Source organism: Variovorax sp. HW608, from assembly GCF_900090195.1.
Taxonomy (GTDB): domain Bacteria; phylum Pseudomonadota; class Gammaproteobacteria; order Burkholderiales; family Burkholderiaceae_C; genus Variovorax.
Window position 1 is genome coordinate 4,204,626 of record NZ_LT607803.1, and the last position, 13,693, is coordinate 4,218,318.

Sequence of the window (13,693 nt, forward strand, 5' to 3'; positions counted from 1 at the left end):
ACATTCGAAGCAAATCGTTGCTTTTGTCACGTTGACAAAAGTTGCACACGGTCACGATTGTGCCCAGGTTTATCAGAAATGAGTAAGAAACACTGACATCAATCGTCTGAATCGACGAAAAATGCATAGGAAAGTACTGTTTTTGCGACTCAGCCGTCGCGGGCGCTCAGACGGTGGTTTCGTCGAGCACGTCGTCGCTGAGATGGCGGGTGTCCGCCCATCCGACGAGCGTGAAGCCCTGGGGGGTCCAGAGCAGGCGGTTGATCGCCGCGTTGCCGAGTTCCCAGGTGCGCGGCGCCTGCAGGCCCTGGCCGGTGGCCGCGCGGTAGAGCACGTCCATCACGCCGCCGTGCGCGACCATCACCACCAGTTCGCTGGGATGGCGCGCCGCGATCCGGGCCGCCGTGCTGGTGACGCGTTCACGGAAAGTGAGCAGTGACTCTCCGCCTTCCGGCGTGAATTCGGGATCGCGCGTGCGCCAGAGCCGCGCCTGGTCGGGCAGCGCGGCGTCGATGTCGGCGAAGGTCCGGCCCTCGAAGTGGCCGAAGGCGCGTTCGCGCAGGCCGGCGTCGGTGGTCACTTCGAGCTGGCGCAGATCCGCGATTTCCCTGGCCGTCTGCCACGCGCGGGCGAGGTCGCTGGCGTAGATCGCGGCGATGGGCTCGTCCAGCAGTGCTTGCGCGACGCGCCGGGCCTGCCAGAAGCCGGTGTCGTTGAGTTCGATGTCGAGCTGTCCCTGGATGCGGGTGTCGACGTTCCAGGCGGTTTCGCCGTGGCGGACTGCAATGACGCGGGTGGACTCCATCGACGGAATTCTAGGGGGAACCCCTAGGCAGGCGCTGTCGGAGGGCGGCTCAGTTCCGGGCCGTCGGAATTTCCAGATTCACCCGCCGCTCGCCCTTGGGCGGATTCGGGAAGCCCTGAAGCGCCGCCTGGAACATCACCGGGAGGACGGCGCCGCTGTCGTTGTAGGGACCGTCGTTGCGCGCCCGCGTCTCGTAGACCACGTGGTTCGAGGGCAGCTCGCGCAGCACGATGCTCACTTCCCGCGTGTACCAGGGGTTGTACGGCGGCGGTCCCCACCAGCCCGGTCCCCACCAGCCGCGGCCATAGCCCCAGGCGCCGCGGTAGGGGCCCCACGGTCCCGGGCCTCCCCAAGGACCGGGACCCCACCAGGGGCTGCCGTACCACGGGTCCACCCACGGCGACGCCTCGGCCGTCACGCGTGCGCCGATCTGGGCGGTGTAGTGCGGCGCGGCATCGTCGCGGCGCAGGCCGACGCCTTCGAGCGCCGGGCCGGCCATCGCTTCGAGCTGGAGCTGTGCCGCCTCGTCGTATTGCTGGGAGGGCAGGCGCTCGAAGCGGTAGGTCGCATCGGCCGGCACGCTGCCGATCTCGGAGAAGGTCCGTACGTCGCTGTCGACCACCCATCGCGTCGCGCAGCCCGTGAGGCTCACGGTGAAGGCGAGGGCGGCCAGCAGCGATTTCATTCGGATCAGATCTGCAGGATGCGAAGCGGTGACGGGGCCGCCGGGAACTCGGGCGCGTCGAAGGCCTTGTCGCCATCGTCGTCGGCCACGCCCGTCGCCTTCAGACCCTTGAAGTCATACAGCGTTCCGTCCTGCAGATGCGAGGGCACCACGTTCTGCAGCGCGTTGAACATGTTCTCGATGCGGCCCGGGTACTTGCGCTCCCATTCGCGCAGCATCTCGCCGACCTGCTTGCGCTGCAGGTTCTCCTGGCTGCCGCAGAGCGTGCACGGGATGATCGGGAACTGCCGGTGCTGCGCCCAGCGCACCAGGTCCTTTTCAGGCACGTAGGCCAGCGGGCGGATCACCACGTGCCTGCCGTCGTCGCTCACCAGCTTGGGCGGCATCGACTTGAGCTTGCCGCCGAAGAACATGTTGAGGAAGAAGGTCTGCAGCATGTCGTCGCGGTGATGGCCCAGCGCCACCTTGGTCGCGCCGAGTTCGTCCGCCACGCGGTAGAGGATGCCGCGGCGCAGCCGGCTGCACAGGCCGCAGGTGGTCTTGCCCTCGGGGATCACGCGCTTGACGATCGAGTAGGTGTCCTGCTCCTCGATGTGGAACGGGACACCCAGCGACGTCAGGTAGCTCGGCAGCACCTCTTGCGGAAAGCCCGGCTGCTTCTGGTCGAGATTGACCGCGACGATGTCGAAGTGGATCGGCGCGCGGGCGCGCAGCTTGAGCAGGATGTCGAGCAGCCCGTAGCTGTCCTTGCCGCCCGAGACGCAGACCATGACCTTGTCGCCCGCTTCGATCATGTTGTAGTCGAAGATCGCGCGGCCCACTTCGCGGCACAGGCGCTTTTCGAGCTTGTGCGTCTCGCGTTCGATCTTCAGGCTGTTGGTGGACGAGGGCGGCTCGTCGATCCATACGGCACTCATGTCTTACTTGCTCCTGAATACTTCGACCCCGACCGCATCGCAGTCCGGGTACACGTCGGGTTTGGCGGTCGAGACGCGCGCGGCGTGCACCTTCGGGTGCGTCAGCACCTGCGTCAGGATGTCGTCGCACAGCGTTTCCTGCAAGTGGATGTGGCCCTTGCTCAGGCGCGCGGCGACGGTGCGGCGGATGAAGTCGTAGTCCACCACCTCGTCGAGCTCGTCCGCCTTGGGCGTCGACAGGTCCAGCGGCACGTAGAGGTCGACGTTGATGATCACGCGCTGCTCGGCGCGCTTCTCGAATTCGTGCACGCCGATGTTGATCCACACCTCGTAGTCGCGCAGGAACACGCGCCGGCAGGTGGTGAGCAGGGGGTCGATCGTGGCGTGGGTCATGGCGGGGGGGCTTTCAGCAGTTCATCGACGACGAACATGATGTCGCGCGGCAGCGGCACGAGGTGCTGGCCGTTGTCGACAGAGAGGGTGGTGCCGGTCACGCTCGGCGTGTCGGCTAGGAAGACGCAGGCGCGGGCCACATCGGCGGGGTCGATGGGGCGGCGCATCAGGTTGGCATGCGAAGCCTTCTCGAAGTTGGCCCGGGTCTGCGGCCCGCTCGGATAGAGGATGCCCGGCGCGACGCCGCAGACGCGCACCGCGGGCGCGAGCGCCTGGGCCTGCAGCGCCACGGCGCGCTCCAGCGCCAGCTTGGACACCGTGTAGGAGAAATAGTCGGGGTTCAGGTTGAAGACCTTCTGGTCCAGCACGTGGATCGCCGAGCGGTCGATGCCGTCGCCTGCCTCGGCGCTCCCGGCCAGAAGCCGCGCGAAAGACAGCGGCGCGATCAGGTTCACGCCGAGCTGTCGCAAGGCGGCGTCGGCGTCGAAATCCAGCGCCGTGTCGGGCGCGAAGGCCGAGGCGTTGTTGACGATGCAGGCGAGCGGGCCATCGCCGGCGATCTGCCCGACCAGGGCGCGCCGGCTCTCCTCGCTGCCGATGTCGGCCTCGATCGGCGTGGCGTCGTGGCCTTCATCGAGAAGCCGGGCGCACAATGCCAGCGCCTCGGCGCGCGATGCGCGGTACTGGCACCACACCCGCCAGCCCGCGCGCGCGAAAGCCTCGCAGACCGCGGCGCCGAGCCTCTGGCCGCCGCCGGTCACGAGCACGCTGTGGCGTGGGGACGTTGGAGCCATCCTGATAGATTTCCTGTATGAACCTGGAGCAAGGCGCGCAACGCGCCAACCCTTTGACCCGGATTATCGATGCCGCGCTGCAACGCGACGGCGGCTGGCTGCCTTTCGACCGCTTCATGGCACTGGCTTTGTACGCACCGGGACTGGGCTACTACGCCAACGCGAGCCGCAAGTTCGGCCGCATGCCGTCGTCGGGCAGCGACTTCGTGACCGCGCCTGAACTGACGCCGCTGTTCGGCCGCGCACTCGCGGTGCAGGTGGCCGAGGCGCTGGAAAAGACCGGCACCGGCGAGGTCTGGGAATTCGGCGCCGGCTCCGGCGCGCTGGCGCTGCAACTGCTCGATGCGCTCGGCGAGCGTGTGGTGCGCTACCGCATCGTCGACCTCTCCGGCACCTTGCGGGAGCGCCAGCAGCAGACCCTGGCAAGGCATGCGGCCAAGGTCGAATGGCTGTCCGAGCTGCCCGAATCCATGAACGGCGTCGTCGTCGGCAACGAAGTGCTCGATGCGATGCCGGTGCAACTGCTCGCGCGCTCGGGCGGCCGGTGGTTCGAGCGCGGCGTGGTCGCGCACGGCGACGGCTTCGCGTGGAGCGACCGCCCGACCGAGTTGCGCCCGCCGGTCGAGATCGAAGGCGAGCACGACTACCTCACCGAAATCCATCCGCAGGCGGAGGCCTTCATCGCCACGCTGGCCGACCGCCTCGGGCGCGGCGCCGCCTTCTTCTTCGACTACGGCTTTCCGGAATCGGAGTACTACCACCCGCAGCGCCACATGGGCACCGTGATGTGCCACCGCGGCCACCAGGCCGATGGCGATCCGCTCTCGGACGTGGGCGAGAAGGACATCACCGCCCACGTCAATTTCACCGGCATCGCGCTCGCGGGCCAGAACGCGGGGCTCGAAGTGCTCGGCTACTGCAACCAGGCGAGGTTCCTGCTGAACGCCGGCATCCTGCCGATGATGGAGGAGGCCTCGCTCGCCGAGCGCAGCATGGCCGCGCGGCTCGTCCACGAGCACGAGATGGGCGAACTCTTCAAGGTCGTCGGCTTCGCGGCTGGCGAGGCGTGGGACGCGATCGGTTTCACGCAGGGCGACCGCAGCCACACGCTGTGAAGCGAATTGCCATTTCGCATCTCTTTATTTCGCTTCCTTCGGAATTGCTGCAGACAGGATTTGCGCGGCAGATTGATTGTCCGAGAATTGAAGGGCCAGTCGCGGCTTGCCGTTTACGAAGATCGACAAATAATCGCCCGCGACCCTGTCTACGAAGAGGCGGCCGCCAGCCTTCGAGTCGAACCAGCCGGAACGAAAACCGGGCAATCCGACTCCATTCACCCGCATGCCCACAAGATCGGATGGCGACCCCGGAACCACCGTGCTGATGCTGCTGATGTTGGTCAACGGAATTGACGTGGAGTAAAAAGTCGATTTGACGATCACCTCGTCGTCACGGATGGCTACGCTGCGGTTTTTCATCGAGCCGCCAATGACAGCAAGAGTAAGCACTCCGATGGCAAAGATCCACCAGAAGCCCGCTCGATTTGCCGTGCCGGCTTCGCGCGCAAGAACCGCGCCGACAACTATCGGGCCAATTGCCACTATTGCAAACAAGATCGCGAAAGATTTGAGGCCTATCGTTTGAAGTTGCATATTGCGTCGTCTTTTTGTCGAGGGCTGCCGCCCACAAGCATCCGCTTGCCGAGCAATTCCCGTTGAACGGTAATGGGCAGATCAAGTCATGACAATGGTCGGCACGGGATAATCAAATGAGATAGGTGAAAACACCGGTGCAATCGGTCTCGTTGGCTTTATTTCTTTGACATATGAAGTAGAGTGTCATCACTCTTGAGATCTTCCAAGGTGGTTCGAATGACAGCAGCCCTCTCCCCCGAAGCCACCACGCGCGATGCACCGCCGCAGCCCTTCGACATCCGCCCCTTCGACGCCCCCGTGGGCGCCGAGGTCGTCGGGCTCGACATCTCGAAGCCCATCAACGACGCCGACTTCGCGCGCATCCACCGCGCCCATCTCGACCACCATGTGCTCGTCTTCCGCGACCAGCAGGTCTCGCCCGCGGACCACATCGCGTTCAGCCGCCGCTTCGGTCCGCTCGAAATCCATGTGCTGCACCAGTTCCATCTCGAGGGCTATCCGGAGATCCTGATCGTTTCCAACATCAAGGAGAACGGCGAGCCCATCGGCCTCGGAGATGCGGGAGCCTACTGGCATTCGGACATCTCGTACAAGGAAAAGCCCAGCCTCGGCTCCCTGCTGCACGCGCAGGAGCTGCCGGGCGAGGGCGGCGACACGCTCTTCGCCGACCAGCATCTCGCTTGGGAGGCGCTCAGCCCCGAGATGCAGGCGCGCATCCTGCCGCTGAGGGCCGAGCACAGCTACCTCGCCAAATACGAAGAGCTGCGCGCCAAGAATCCGTGGCGCCCCAAGCTGTCGCAGGCGCAGATCGACGAGGTCGCGCCGGCCGTGCAGCCCGTGGTGCGCACGCATCCGGAGACCGGCCGCAAGGCGCTGTTCGTCAGCGAGCACTTCACGACCCGGATCGTCGGGCTGCCCAAGGAGGAAAGCGACGCGCTGCTGGCCGAACTCTTCGCGCACAGCGTCAGGCCCGAGTTCGTCTACCGGCACCACTGGGCGCCGCACGATCTGGTCTTCTGGGACAACCGGTCGTTGATGCACCTCGCCGCCGGCACACCCGACAGCGAGCGGCGCAAGCTCTATCGCACCACGGTCGAAGGCGACGTGCCCTTCTGAGCTTGCGGGTCCTGCGGCTCAGGTCTAATCGGGCTTCCTTCTGCCGAAAAAGCCCCATGAGTTCCACCTTCACGCCCGAAGACGATCTGCGCGTCGCCCACGCACTGGCGGATGCGGCGGCCGCGCATTCGATGCGCCTCTTTCGCACGCCGCTCGACATCATCGCCAAGGCCGACGAGAGCCCGGTCACCCGGGCCGATCGCGAGGCCGAGCAGGCCATGCGCGACATCCTCGGCGCGCAGCGGCCGGCGGATGGCATCTTCGGCGAGGAGCATGGCCTCACGCGCCTCGAAGCCGAGCGCGTCTGGGTGCTCGACCCGATCGACGGCACCCGCAGCTTCATCACCGGCTCGCCGCTCTGGGGCACGCTGATCGCGCTGGTGCGTGGCGGCCGCGTCGAGCTGGGCATGGTCGACATGCCGGTGCTCGGCGAGCGCTGGATCGGGCAGCCCGGCATCGGCGCCGAGCGCAACGGGCAGGCGGTGCGCGTGCGCGACTGCACCGCAATCGCCGACGCCCGCATCGTCACCACCTCGCCCGACATCTTCAACGCCGCCGACTGGCAGGCCTTCGACCGCCTGAGCCGCAAGTGCGCGATGCGGCGCTTCGGCGGCGACTGCTACGGCTACGCGCAACTCGCGGGCGGCACCATCGATCTGGTCGTCGAGACCGGCCTGCAACCCTACGACTACCTCGGCCCCACCGGCCTCATCGAGGCCGCCGGCGGCATCGTCACCGACTGGGAAGGGCGCCCGCTCGGCCTGCAATCCGACGGCCGCGTGGTCGCCGCCGCGACGCGCGAACTCCACCGACAGGCGCTCTCGCTTCTCGCGCCCTAAACTGCAACCATGATTCGCTGGCTGATCGTCGTCGTCCTTGCGCTGGTGCTGATGAGCGGGCTCACCGAGTGGCTCAAGCGCTTCGGCTTCGGGCGGCTGCCCGGCGATTTCGAGTTCCGTGCGTTCGGGCGCGAGTGGCGGCTGCCGATCGCGAGCACGGTGGTCCTCAGCATGATCGCGGCCCTGGTCGCACGATGGATTTGAATCGATGAGCGCAGCGCAGGGCCGCCCCAAGCAAGCTCGCGCCCCCTCGGGGGGCAGCGAGGACACGAAGTGCCGAGCGTGGGGGCGCGCATGAGCGCAGCGCAGGGCCGCCCCAAGCAAGCTCGGCCTTGCAGGCCGCGCCGCTGCGAGACGCAGCGTCTCTTCATGCCGTCCAAGTCTGCCCGTGCAGACTTGGAGCCGCGGCATTCAGCCCCCTCGGGGGGCAGCGAGGACACGAAGTGCCGAGCGTGGGGGCACTCGTGAAAGCCTGCGTCGACCTCGGCGGAACCAAGGTGGCGGTGAGCCTCGCCGCCAACAGCACCTCCCCGCTCATCGGCCGCCGCAGCGAGCCGACCGCCAAGACCGGCGACAACGATGCGGTCGCGGTGCAGATCATTCGCCTCATCGACCAGATCTGCGCCGAGCAGGGCATCGATGCCGGCAGCATCGACCGCGTCGGCGTCTCTTCCGCCGGGCCGTTCGAACTGCATGACGGGATGGTCGAACTGGCCACGCCCAACATCTGCGGCGGCATCGCCGGCCCCGCGCGCGGATTGCCCAATCAATGGATGACCGCGCTGCTCGAAGCGCCCCTCTGCAAGCGCTTCGCGCAGGTGCGCGTCGAGAACGATGCGGTCGCCGCGCTCGAAGCCGAGCGCCGCTGGGGTGCGCTGAAGGGCTTCGACCATTGCGCCTACGTCACCTGGAGCACCGGCGTCGGCGTCGGCCTTTGCGTCGAGGGGCTCGTGCTTCGCGGCAAGAACGGCAACGCCGGCCACGCGGGCCACAGCTTCGTCTCGGACGACGACAACAACGCGCTGTGCGGCTGCGGCAACCACGGCGACGTTGAAGCGCTCGCGGCCGGCAACGGCATTGCGCGGCGCTTCGGCGAGCCCGCGGCCGATCTCTTCGCGCGCGCTGCGCGCGGCGAGCCGCCGGCGCTCGCCACCACCGACGGGCTGTGCCGCGTGATGGGGCGCATGCTCTACAACCTCATCGCCACGCTCGACCTGCAGCGCATCAGCCTCGGCGGCAGCGTGTTCTGGAACAACCGCGACTTCCTGCTGCCGCGTCTGCAGGCGCAGATCGACGGCAAGCTCGAAGCGCTGACCCGCGGCGCGCTGCTGGTGCCGGCCGGCCTGGGCGACAAGGTGGGGGACTACGGCGCGCTGGCGCTGGTGGATTGAATTTAGGGGAGCCCGATTCATGGAAACGCAGGAACTGCACCGAGGACGCCTGATCGACCACATCCAACTCGTGGTGCGCGATCTCGCCGCGAGCCGATCGTTCTACGAGGCGGCTTTCGAAGCGCTGAAGATTCCGCTCGGGGGCACCGGCAAGGGCTATTTCTGGACCGACGAGCTCGTCGTCTCCACGGCCGACAGTGAGGAGTCGCAAGGCAAGCTGACCGGGCGGCATCACCTGGCTTTCCAGGCGCAGGACCGGGCGATGGTCGACGCCTTCTACAAGGCCGTGCTCGCGAACGGCGGCACCGACAACGGCGTGCCCGGCGAGCGGCCCTACCACCCGGGCTACTACGCGTGCTTCGTGCTGGACCCCGACGGCAACAACATCGAGGCGGTGTTCCACGGCGAGGCTCAGCGCAGCGCGACGTCGGTCAAGATCACGTTCTGAGGTGGGCGACTACGGCGCGCTGGCGCTGGTGGATTGACCCCACCCGAGCCTGCCCGGTTGCCGCGCCGGGATCAGCAGTTGTGCAGATGCCCGCCATGCAGCGCGACGTGCCGCACGTAGTTGCGCCACGCTTCCTGCGCGGCACGGGCGCTGGCCTTCGCGGTCTCGATGGCCTGGTCGGGCGCTACGGCGCCGTCCTCCTTCAGAAACACCCTGAACGCCTCGTCGGCCTCACGCTTCGCGCGCCGGGCCAACGCGTCCGCCCTCGTCGCCTCTGCCCTGAGCCGGGCGGCGTCGTCATTGAACGTTTCCATAAAACCCCCTAGATGCACGGATGTACGAATTAGGTACTCATCTGGTGCGGCCCAGTGTAGGACTGTTGCCAAATGTGAGAAGTCCCCTGAAGGTGTAGGCGAGACGAAATACTGCATGCGCATACAGCACGCGGCAGCGACTTCAGGTGCCGGAAGCCGGTTGCATCCACGCAGGCACATCGCGCTGCCCGTGCAGCACGCGCCAGACGTCGATGCAGTTCGATTGTTCGAAGTAGAAAACCAGGTGTGGAAAGCGAGTCAACGGCCAGAAGCGCAGCCCGGGCAATTCGAGCTCATGGGCGTAGCGCGCCGAGCCGGTGCCCGGGTGCCGGCCGATGTGGAGGTAGGCGCTTTCGAGCGCGTCGATGAAGCCGAGGGCGGCGCCTTCCGCGCCTTCTTGCAGGTAATGCGCGATGGCGTCGTCAACGTCCCGGTTTGCCTGTTCACGCGGGACGACTCTTTTCGCCTTCACCTTTTGCCGGCGGCTCTGTCCGCCTTCTTGCCGGCGTTGCGCACCCTCTCGCGCAGACCATCGAAATAGGCCTGGTCGGCCTCGGCGGCGGGCGCCGAGCGGCCGCCATGGAAAAGCAGGTTGCGCAACTGGAGTCGCTGCTGGTCCTTGCGGATCAGCTCGCGCACGTATTCGCTGCTCGTGCCATAGCCGCGTTCGGCCACCTGCTCGTCGACGAACGCCTTCATGGCGTCCGGCAGGGATACGTTCATGGTGCTCATGAGCCAAGCCTATGTTGCTTGGCAAAATTTGGCAAGGATCACGCCGCCTTGCGCTGCATCGCCACACATTCGCTCGCGATCTCGCCGAGCCGGCGCAGGCCGCCTTCGATCGTCTCGGTGATCGGCCATCCGCAGTTCAGGCGCAGGTAGTGATCGAAGCGCGACGAGTTCGAGAACAGCGTGCCCGGCGCGACGAAGATCCTGTCGCGCAGGGCGAGGTCGAAGACGGTCATCGACGACAGGCGGTCCGGCAGTTCCACCCACAGCTGCAATCCGCCCGGCGGGTAGGTCAGCCGCGTGCCGGACGGAAAGTGCGCCGCGATCGCATCGGCGGCCTGTTCGCGCTGCTGGCGAAGGCGTTCGCGCAGGCGGCGCAGGTGGCGGTCGAAGGCGCCGGTGTTCATGTATTCGCCGGCGGCCCATTGCGACAACTCCTCGTTGCTGCGCGTCTGGGTGTACTTGAGCATTTCCACGCGGCTGTGCCAGCGGCCGGCCGAGATCCAGCCGAGGCGCAGGCCGGGCGCGAGGATCTTGTGCAGCGAGGCGCAATGGATCACGTTGCCGCTGCGGTCCCATGACTTGATGGCGCGCGGCGGCGTGTCCATGTCGAGCAGTTCGCTGTAGGTGTCGTCCTCGATGAGCGCGACCCCGTGGCGCTCGCACAGCGCGACCAGATGCTCCTTGTGGGCATCGGGCATCACGCTGCCGAGCGGGTTCTGCAGGTGCGGCACGGTGACGACCGCCTTGATGTTGTCGTAGGCATCGAGCGCCATCTCCAGCGCCTCGATCGACAGGCCGGTCTGCGGGCTGGTCGGGATCTCCAGCGCGCGCATGCCCAGGCTTTCGAGCACCTGCAGCAGGCCGTAGAAGGTCGGCGATTCGACCGCGACGGTGTCGCCGGGCTGGGCGACCGCGCGCAGCGCGAGGTTGAGCGCCTCGATGCAGCCGTTGGTGGTCAGCACTTCGTCGGGCGAGAGCGTCATGCCCACCCGCAGGCCGCGGCGCGCGGCGGCTTCGCGCAAGGGGTTGAGGCTGCGCGAGGGCGCGGCGGTGGTGAGGAGCAGGGGCTTCTGGCGCAAAAGCCGCATCATGATCGTGCGCAGCGCCTCGCCGGGGTAGAGCTCGGGCGAGCCGCGCGCGGTGGAGAAATCGATGCGCACCTCGCCCTGCCGGCGGCGCGCGACGAAGTCGGAGACCTTCGCGTGGATGCCGACGTATTGCGCCGGATCGGGCGCGACGTGGGTCGCGGGTTCTTCCATGGCCGCGATCGCGAGGCGGCGCGGGCGCTTCACGAAGTAGCCCGAGCGGTCGCGCGCCTCGACCCAGCCTTCGCTTTCCATCGCGCGGCACAACTGCAGCGCGGTGGAAAGGCTGATGTCGTGCATCCGCATCAGGCTGCGCAGCGACGGCAGCCGGTCGCCGGGCTTGAGCGCGCCGGCGCCGATGGCGTCGATGTAATGCGCGGCGAGTTTGCGGTAGAGGGGTGGCGAGTCCATGGGTCGATGCTCCCTCGTCGCGCGTCCTGAAAACAGATGCAGATTCGAGGCCAGGGGACCATAACAGATGGCCGCGGGCGCATCTGTTTCGCTTCGTATGCCGCGTCGCTGTGCCTGTTTTTCGAGCGGCCGGATTCCTACGATGAAGCCATCCCCAACCGACCCGACGAGGTGCCTTCATGACGAGCGAAACTTCCGAAATCACCTGCCTTCAGCCGGGCCAGGCGCTGCGCGTGGCCGTGGACGAGGGCTTTGCAGTGCGCGTGCTGGAGGGCAGCGTCCAGGTGGTGTCTCCGCCCGCATGGTTCGGCGAGAACGTGTTCAACGTGAAGTCCACGGTGCAGGCGGAAGAGGTGCACGTGGTGGAGCGCGGCGGCTGGATCGAGATCGTGGCGCTGTCCGCCGCGCGGGTGCAGGGGCTGCCGCGTCCGGCGCCGGTGAGCTATGTGAACGGCACGCGCGTCGGGCGGCTGGTCCAGCTCCTCACGGGCGCCCTGGCGTGGCGCAGCTGACGAACGAAGTGAACTGCGTCACTTCGGGGTTGCGAACTCGTCACTCGTGCCCGGGAGGCCGTCTGCCTACATTGCAGTGAATCGGCGCGCATCCGTCGCGCCGCACTCACGGAAGGGCCGACACCATGAACCCGCGTGACCTCTTCTTCGCGATCTCCATGCTGCTGCTGATGATCGGCATGATCCGCACGGGCATGGCCTTCGCCGATGACCGGGTCGACCCGAGCCGCTCCGAGATCGAGGTGAGCCTGATCGGCAAGGGCGTGCTGTCGAAGAACCTCGCGAGCGGCACGCTGTCACACGGGGAGTTGCGCCGCGACGGTAGCGTCGCGGCCAGCCGATCGTGCTGGAGCGTGCGGCCGGCTCATTGAGTACCTTCGCGCAGCAGCGCTTCGGTATTCGCCTTCGGAGCGGCCGGGCGGCTCATTGGACTACCCTCGCGCAGCAGCGCTTCGGGATTCGCCTTCGGAGCGGCCGGGCGGCTCATTGGACTACCCTCGCGCAGCAGCGCTTCGGGATTCGCCTACGGGCGGCCGGGCGGCTCATGCCGGCAGCGCGCGGTGCGCGAATTCCGCGCGCAGCATCCTGGCCGCCGCGACCATCGCGCGCAGTTTGCCGATGGCCGAATCGCGCGGCAGATACTTCATGCCGCAGTCGGGTGCGAGGATCACGTTCTCCGGCTCGATGTAGGGCAGCGCGCGGCGGATGCGGCCCGCGATCGTCTCGGGCGATTCGACCGCCGGGTCCGACAGGTCGATGCAGCCCACCATCACGCGCTTGCCTTCGAGCTCCCTGAGCACCGCGCAGTCGAGCTTCGATTGCGCGGTCTCGATCGACACCTGCTTGCAGCTGCACTGCGCGAGTTCGGGCAGGAAGGAATAGCCGCTCGGCCGCTCGTGGATGATCGCCGCGTAGCCGAAGCAGATGTGCACGGCGGTGGTGCCGGTGATGCCTTCCAGCGCGCGGTTGAGCGCGGCGAGCCCGTACTGCCGGGCCTTCTCGGGCCGCGCCTGCATGTAGGGCTCGTCGATCTGCACCACGTCCGCGCCGGCCGCGAAGAGATCGCGGATTTCGGCGTTGACCGCGGCGGCGTAATCCATCGCGGCTTCTTCCTCGCTCGCGTAGAAGTCGTTCTGCGCCTGCTGGAGCATGGTGAAGGGGCCCGGCACGGTGATCTTGACCTGCCGGTCGGTGTGCGCGCGCAGGAACTTCAGGTCGTCCACCTCCACCGCGTGTCGCCGCACGATCCTGCCGACGATGCGCGGCACCGGATTCGGGTGGCCCGATCGGTCCAGCGCGGTGCCCGGGTTGTCGAGGTCCACGCCGTCCAGCGCGGTCGCGAAGCGGTTCGAATAGCTCTCGCGGCGGATCTCGCCGTCGCTCACGATGTCCAGGCCCGCTTCTTCCTGCGCACGGATCGCCATGAGGGTGGCGTCGTTCTGCGCCTCTTCGAGGAACTCGGGCGCAATGCGCCAGAGCTCGCGCGCCCGCACGCGCGGCGGAAAGCGGCCCGCGAGTTTCGCGCGGTCGATCAGCCATTCAGGCTGCGGAAAGCTGCCGACGATGGTGGTGGGGAAGAGCATGGTTTCCTCCGGG

Annotated in this window: 19 protein-coding genes; 8 read left to right on the forward strand and 11 right to left on the reverse strand. The window is 67.2% G+C overall.

The annotated features are described in order from the left end of the window. Nucleotides 1-166: 166 nt before the first annotated feature. The 5 genes from VAR608DRAFT_RS19750 to VAR608DRAFT_RS19770 are packed head-to-tail and all read right to left on the reverse strand — an operon-like array spanning nt 167 to nt 3,594. The gene (locus VAR608DRAFT_RS19750) at nt 167-805 is read right to left on the reverse strand and encodes a histidine phosphatase family protein (protein ID WP_088955595.1); all 639 of its coding nucleotides are present in this window, start codon (nt 803-805) and stop codon (nt 167-169) included. Nucleotides 806-854: 49 nt separating this feature from the next. Further along, a complete protein-coding gene (locus tag VAR608DRAFT_RS19755) occupies nt 855-1,490 on the reverse strand; it encodes a DUF4136 domain-containing protein (RefSeq protein ID WP_088955596.1) in 636 nt (211 codons plus the stop codon). 5 nt (nt 1,491-1,495) lie between these two features. After that, nucleotides 1,496-2,407 (reverse strand): tRNA 2-thiocytidine(32) synthetase TtcA, encoded by a 912-nt coding sequence (gene ttcA, locus VAR608DRAFT_RS19760; protein ID WP_088955597.1) that lies wholly within the window; start codon nt 2,405-2,407, stop codon nt 1,496-1,498. A 3-nt stretch (nt 2,408-2,410) separates the two neighbouring features. Continuing rightward, nucleotides 2,411-2,800, reverse strand: coding sequence for a dihydroneopterin aldolase (locus VAR608DRAFT_RS19765; protein ID WP_088955598.1), 390 nt, complete (start codon nt 2,798-2,800; stop codon nt 2,411-2,413). Next, entirely contained in the window at nt 2,797-3,594 is a 798-nt protein-coding gene (locus VAR608DRAFT_RS19770) for an SDR family oxidoreductase (RefSeq protein WP_088955599.1), read from the reverse strand. Before VAR608DRAFT_RS19770 ends, VAR608DRAFT_RS19765 begins: the two co-directional genes overlap by 4 nt. A gap of 17 nt (nt 3,595-3,611) precedes the next feature. Here VAR608DRAFT_RS19770 and VAR608DRAFT_RS19775 point away from each other — a divergent pair, with 17 nt between their 5' ends. Beyond that, the gene (locus tag VAR608DRAFT_RS19775) at nt 3,612-4,709 is read left to right on the forward strand and encodes a class I SAM-dependent methyltransferase (protein ID WP_088955600.1); all 1,098 of its coding nucleotides are present in this window, start codon (nt 3,612-3,614) and stop codon (nt 4,707-4,709) included. 24 nt (nt 4,710-4,733) lie between these two features. On the opposite strand, the gene VAR608DRAFT_RS19780 is transcribed toward VAR608DRAFT_RS19775, so the two are convergent. Then, on the reverse strand, nt 4,734-5,246 hold the full coding sequence (locus VAR608DRAFT_RS19780; RefSeq protein ID WP_088955601.1) for a PH domain-containing protein: 513 nt from the start codon (nt 5,244-5,246) through the stop codon (nt 4,734-4,736). 219 nt (nt 5,247-5,465) lie between these two features. On the opposite strand from VAR608DRAFT_RS19780, the gene VAR608DRAFT_RS19785 reads away from it, so the two are divergent. The 5 genes from VAR608DRAFT_RS19785 (at nt 5,466) to VAR608DRAFT_RS19805 (ending at nt 9,043) form a co-directional block, all read left to right on the forward strand. After that, nucleotides 5,466-6,365: a TauD/TfdA dioxygenase family protein gene (locus VAR608DRAFT_RS19785; RefSeq protein ID WP_088955602.1), complete on the forward strand. Its 900-nt coding sequence runs from the start codon at nt 5,466-5,468 to the stop codon at nt 6,363-6,365. A 56-nt stretch (nt 6,366-6,421) separates the two neighbouring features. Then, entirely contained in the window at nt 6,422-7,204 is a 783-nt protein-coding gene (gene hisN, locus VAR608DRAFT_RS19790) for a histidinol-phosphatase (RefSeq protein ID WP_088955603.1), read from the forward strand. Nucleotides 7,205-7,213: 9 nt separating this feature from the next. Then, entirely contained in the window at nt 7,214-7,408 is a 195-nt protein-coding gene (locus tag VAR608DRAFT_RS19795) for a DUF2905 domain-containing protein (RefSeq protein ID WP_088955604.1), read from the forward strand. Nucleotides 7,409-7,668: 260 nt separating this feature from the next. Then, entirely contained in the window at nt 7,669-8,595 is a 927-nt protein-coding gene (locus tag VAR608DRAFT_RS19800) for an ROK family protein (protein WP_088955605.1), read from the forward strand. Nucleotides 8,596-8,614: 19 nt separating this feature from the next. Then, nucleotides 8,615-9,043, forward strand: a complete 429-nt coding sequence (locus VAR608DRAFT_RS19805) for a VOC family protein (RefSeq protein ID WP_088955606.1) — start codon at nt 8,615-8,617, stop codon at nt 9,041-9,043. Nucleotides 9,044-9,114: 71 nt separating this feature from the next. Here VAR608DRAFT_RS19805 and VAR608DRAFT_RS19810 read toward each other — a convergent pair whose 3' ends face one another. From VAR608DRAFT_RS19810 to VAR608DRAFT_RS19825, 4 genes are all read right to left on the reverse strand, one after another. Next, nucleotides 9,115-9,357: a hypothetical protein gene (locus VAR608DRAFT_RS19810; RefSeq protein WP_157731053.1), complete on the reverse strand. Its 243-nt coding sequence runs from the start codon at nt 9,355-9,357 to the stop codon at nt 9,115-9,117. Between the two features lie 142 nt (nt 9,358-9,499). After that, nucleotides 9,500-9,829, reverse strand: coding sequence for a type II toxin-antitoxin system RelE/ParE family toxin (locus tag VAR608DRAFT_RS19815; RefSeq protein ID WP_088955608.1), 330 nt, complete (start codon nt 9,827-9,829; stop codon nt 9,500-9,502). Continuing rightward, nucleotides 9,826-10,089: a type II toxin-antitoxin system ParD family antitoxin gene (locus VAR608DRAFT_RS19820; RefSeq protein WP_088955609.1), complete on the reverse strand. Its 264-nt coding sequence runs from the start codon at nt 10,087-10,089 to the stop codon at nt 9,826-9,828. The genes VAR608DRAFT_RS19815 and VAR608DRAFT_RS19820 overlap by 4 nt, the downstream gene beginning before the upstream one ends. Nucleotides 10,090-10,127: 38 nt before the next feature. Further along, entirely contained in the window at nt 10,128-11,585 is a 1,458-nt protein-coding gene (locus tag VAR608DRAFT_RS19825) for an aminotransferase-like domain-containing protein (protein WP_088955610.1), read from the reverse strand. Nucleotides 11,586-11,764: 179 nt separating this feature from the next. Here VAR608DRAFT_RS19825 and VAR608DRAFT_RS19830 point away from each other — a divergent pair, with 179 nt between their 5' ends. Beyond that, nucleotides 11,765-12,097 carry a hypothetical protein gene (locus VAR608DRAFT_RS19830; protein WP_088955611.1) on the forward strand — a complete coding sequence of 111 codons (333 nt, stop codon included), beginning with the start codon at nt 11,765-11,767 and terminating at the stop codon, nt 12,095-12,097. Nucleotides 12,098-12,222: 125 nt separating this feature from the next. After that, nucleotides 12,223-12,468, forward strand: coding sequence for a hypothetical protein (locus tag VAR608DRAFT_RS19835; RefSeq protein ID WP_088955612.1), 246 nt, complete (start codon nt 12,223-12,225; stop codon nt 12,466-12,468). A gap of 171 nt (nt 12,469-12,639) precedes the next feature. Here the strand turns inward: VAR608DRAFT_RS19835 and VAR608DRAFT_RS19840 are convergent, their stop codons facing one another. Continuing rightward, complete coding sequence (locus VAR608DRAFT_RS19840; RefSeq protein WP_088955613.1) at nt 12,640-13,680, reverse strand: uroporphyrinogen decarboxylase family protein; 1,041 nt, start codon at nt 13,678-13,680, stop codon at nt 12,640-12,642. Nucleotides 13,681-13,693: the final 13 nt, after the last annotated feature.

Excerpts from the sequence above, each read along its gene's own strand:
- VAR608DRAFT_RS19750 (WP_088955595.1), bottom strand. The coding sequence starts at position 805 with ATGGAGTCCACCCGCGTCATTGCAGTCCGCCACGGCGAAACCGCCTGG.
- VAR608DRAFT_RS19755 (WP_088955596.1), bottom strand. The coding sequence starts at position 1,490 with ATGAAATCGCTGCTGGCCGCCCTCGCCTTCACCGTGAGCCTCACGGGC.
- ttcA (WP_088955597.1), bottom strand. The coding sequence starts at position 2,407 with ATGAGTGCCGTATGGATCGACGAGCCGCCCTCGTCCACCAACAGCCTG.
- VAR608DRAFT_RS19765 (WP_088955598.1), bottom strand. The coding sequence starts at position 2,800 with ATGACCCACGCCACGATCGACCCCCTGCTCACCACCTGCCGGCGCGTG.
- VAR608DRAFT_RS19770 (WP_088955599.1), bottom strand. The coding sequence starts at position 3,594 with ATGGCTCCAACGTCCCCACGCCACAGCGTGCTCGTGACCGGCGGCGGC.
- VAR608DRAFT_RS19775 (WP_088955600.1), top strand. The coding sequence starts at position 3,612 with ATGAACCTGGAGCAAGGCGCGCAACGCGCCAACCCTTTGACCCGGATT.
- VAR608DRAFT_RS19780 (WP_088955601.1), bottom strand. The coding sequence starts at position 5,246 with ATGCAACTTCAAACGATAGGCCTCAAATCTTTCGCGATCTTGTTTGCA.
- VAR608DRAFT_RS19785 (WP_088955602.1), top strand. The coding sequence starts at position 5,466 with ATGACAGCAGCCCTCTCCCCCGAAGCCACCACGCGCGATGCACCGCCG.
- hisN (WP_088955603.1), top strand. The coding sequence starts at position 6,422 with ATGAGTTCCACCTTCACGCCCGAAGACGATCTGCGCGTCGCCCACGCA.
- VAR608DRAFT_RS19795 (WP_088955604.1), top strand. The coding sequence starts at position 7,214 with ATGATTCGCTGGCTGATCGTCGTCGTCCTTGCGCTGGTGCTGATGAGC.
- VAR608DRAFT_RS19805 (WP_088955606.1), top strand. The coding sequence starts at position 8,615 with ATGGAAACGCAGGAACTGCACCGAGGACGCCTGATCGACCACATCCAA.
- VAR608DRAFT_RS19810 (WP_157731053.1), bottom strand. The coding sequence starts at position 9,357 with ATGGAAACGTTCAATGACGACGCCGCCCGGCTCAGGGCAGAGGCGACG.
- VAR608DRAFT_RS19820 (WP_088955609.1), bottom strand. The coding sequence starts at position 10,089 with ATGAGCACCATGAACGTATCCCTGCCGGACGCCATGAAGGCGTTCGTC.
- VAR608DRAFT_RS19825 (WP_088955610.1), bottom strand. The coding sequence starts at position 11,585 with ATGGACTCGCCACCCCTCTACCGCAAACTCGCCGCGCATTACATCGAC.
- VAR608DRAFT_RS19830 (WP_088955611.1), top strand. The coding sequence starts at position 11,765 with ATGACGAGCGAAACTTCCGAAATCACCTGCCTTCAGCCGGGCCAGGCG.
- VAR608DRAFT_RS19835 (WP_088955612.1), top strand. The coding sequence starts at position 12,223 with ATGAACCCGCGTGACCTCTTCTTCGCGATCTCCATGCTGCTGCTGATG.
- VAR608DRAFT_RS19840 (WP_088955613.1), bottom strand. The coding sequence starts at position 13,680 with ATGCTCTTCCCCACCACCATCGTCGGCAGCTTTCCGCAGCCTGAATGG.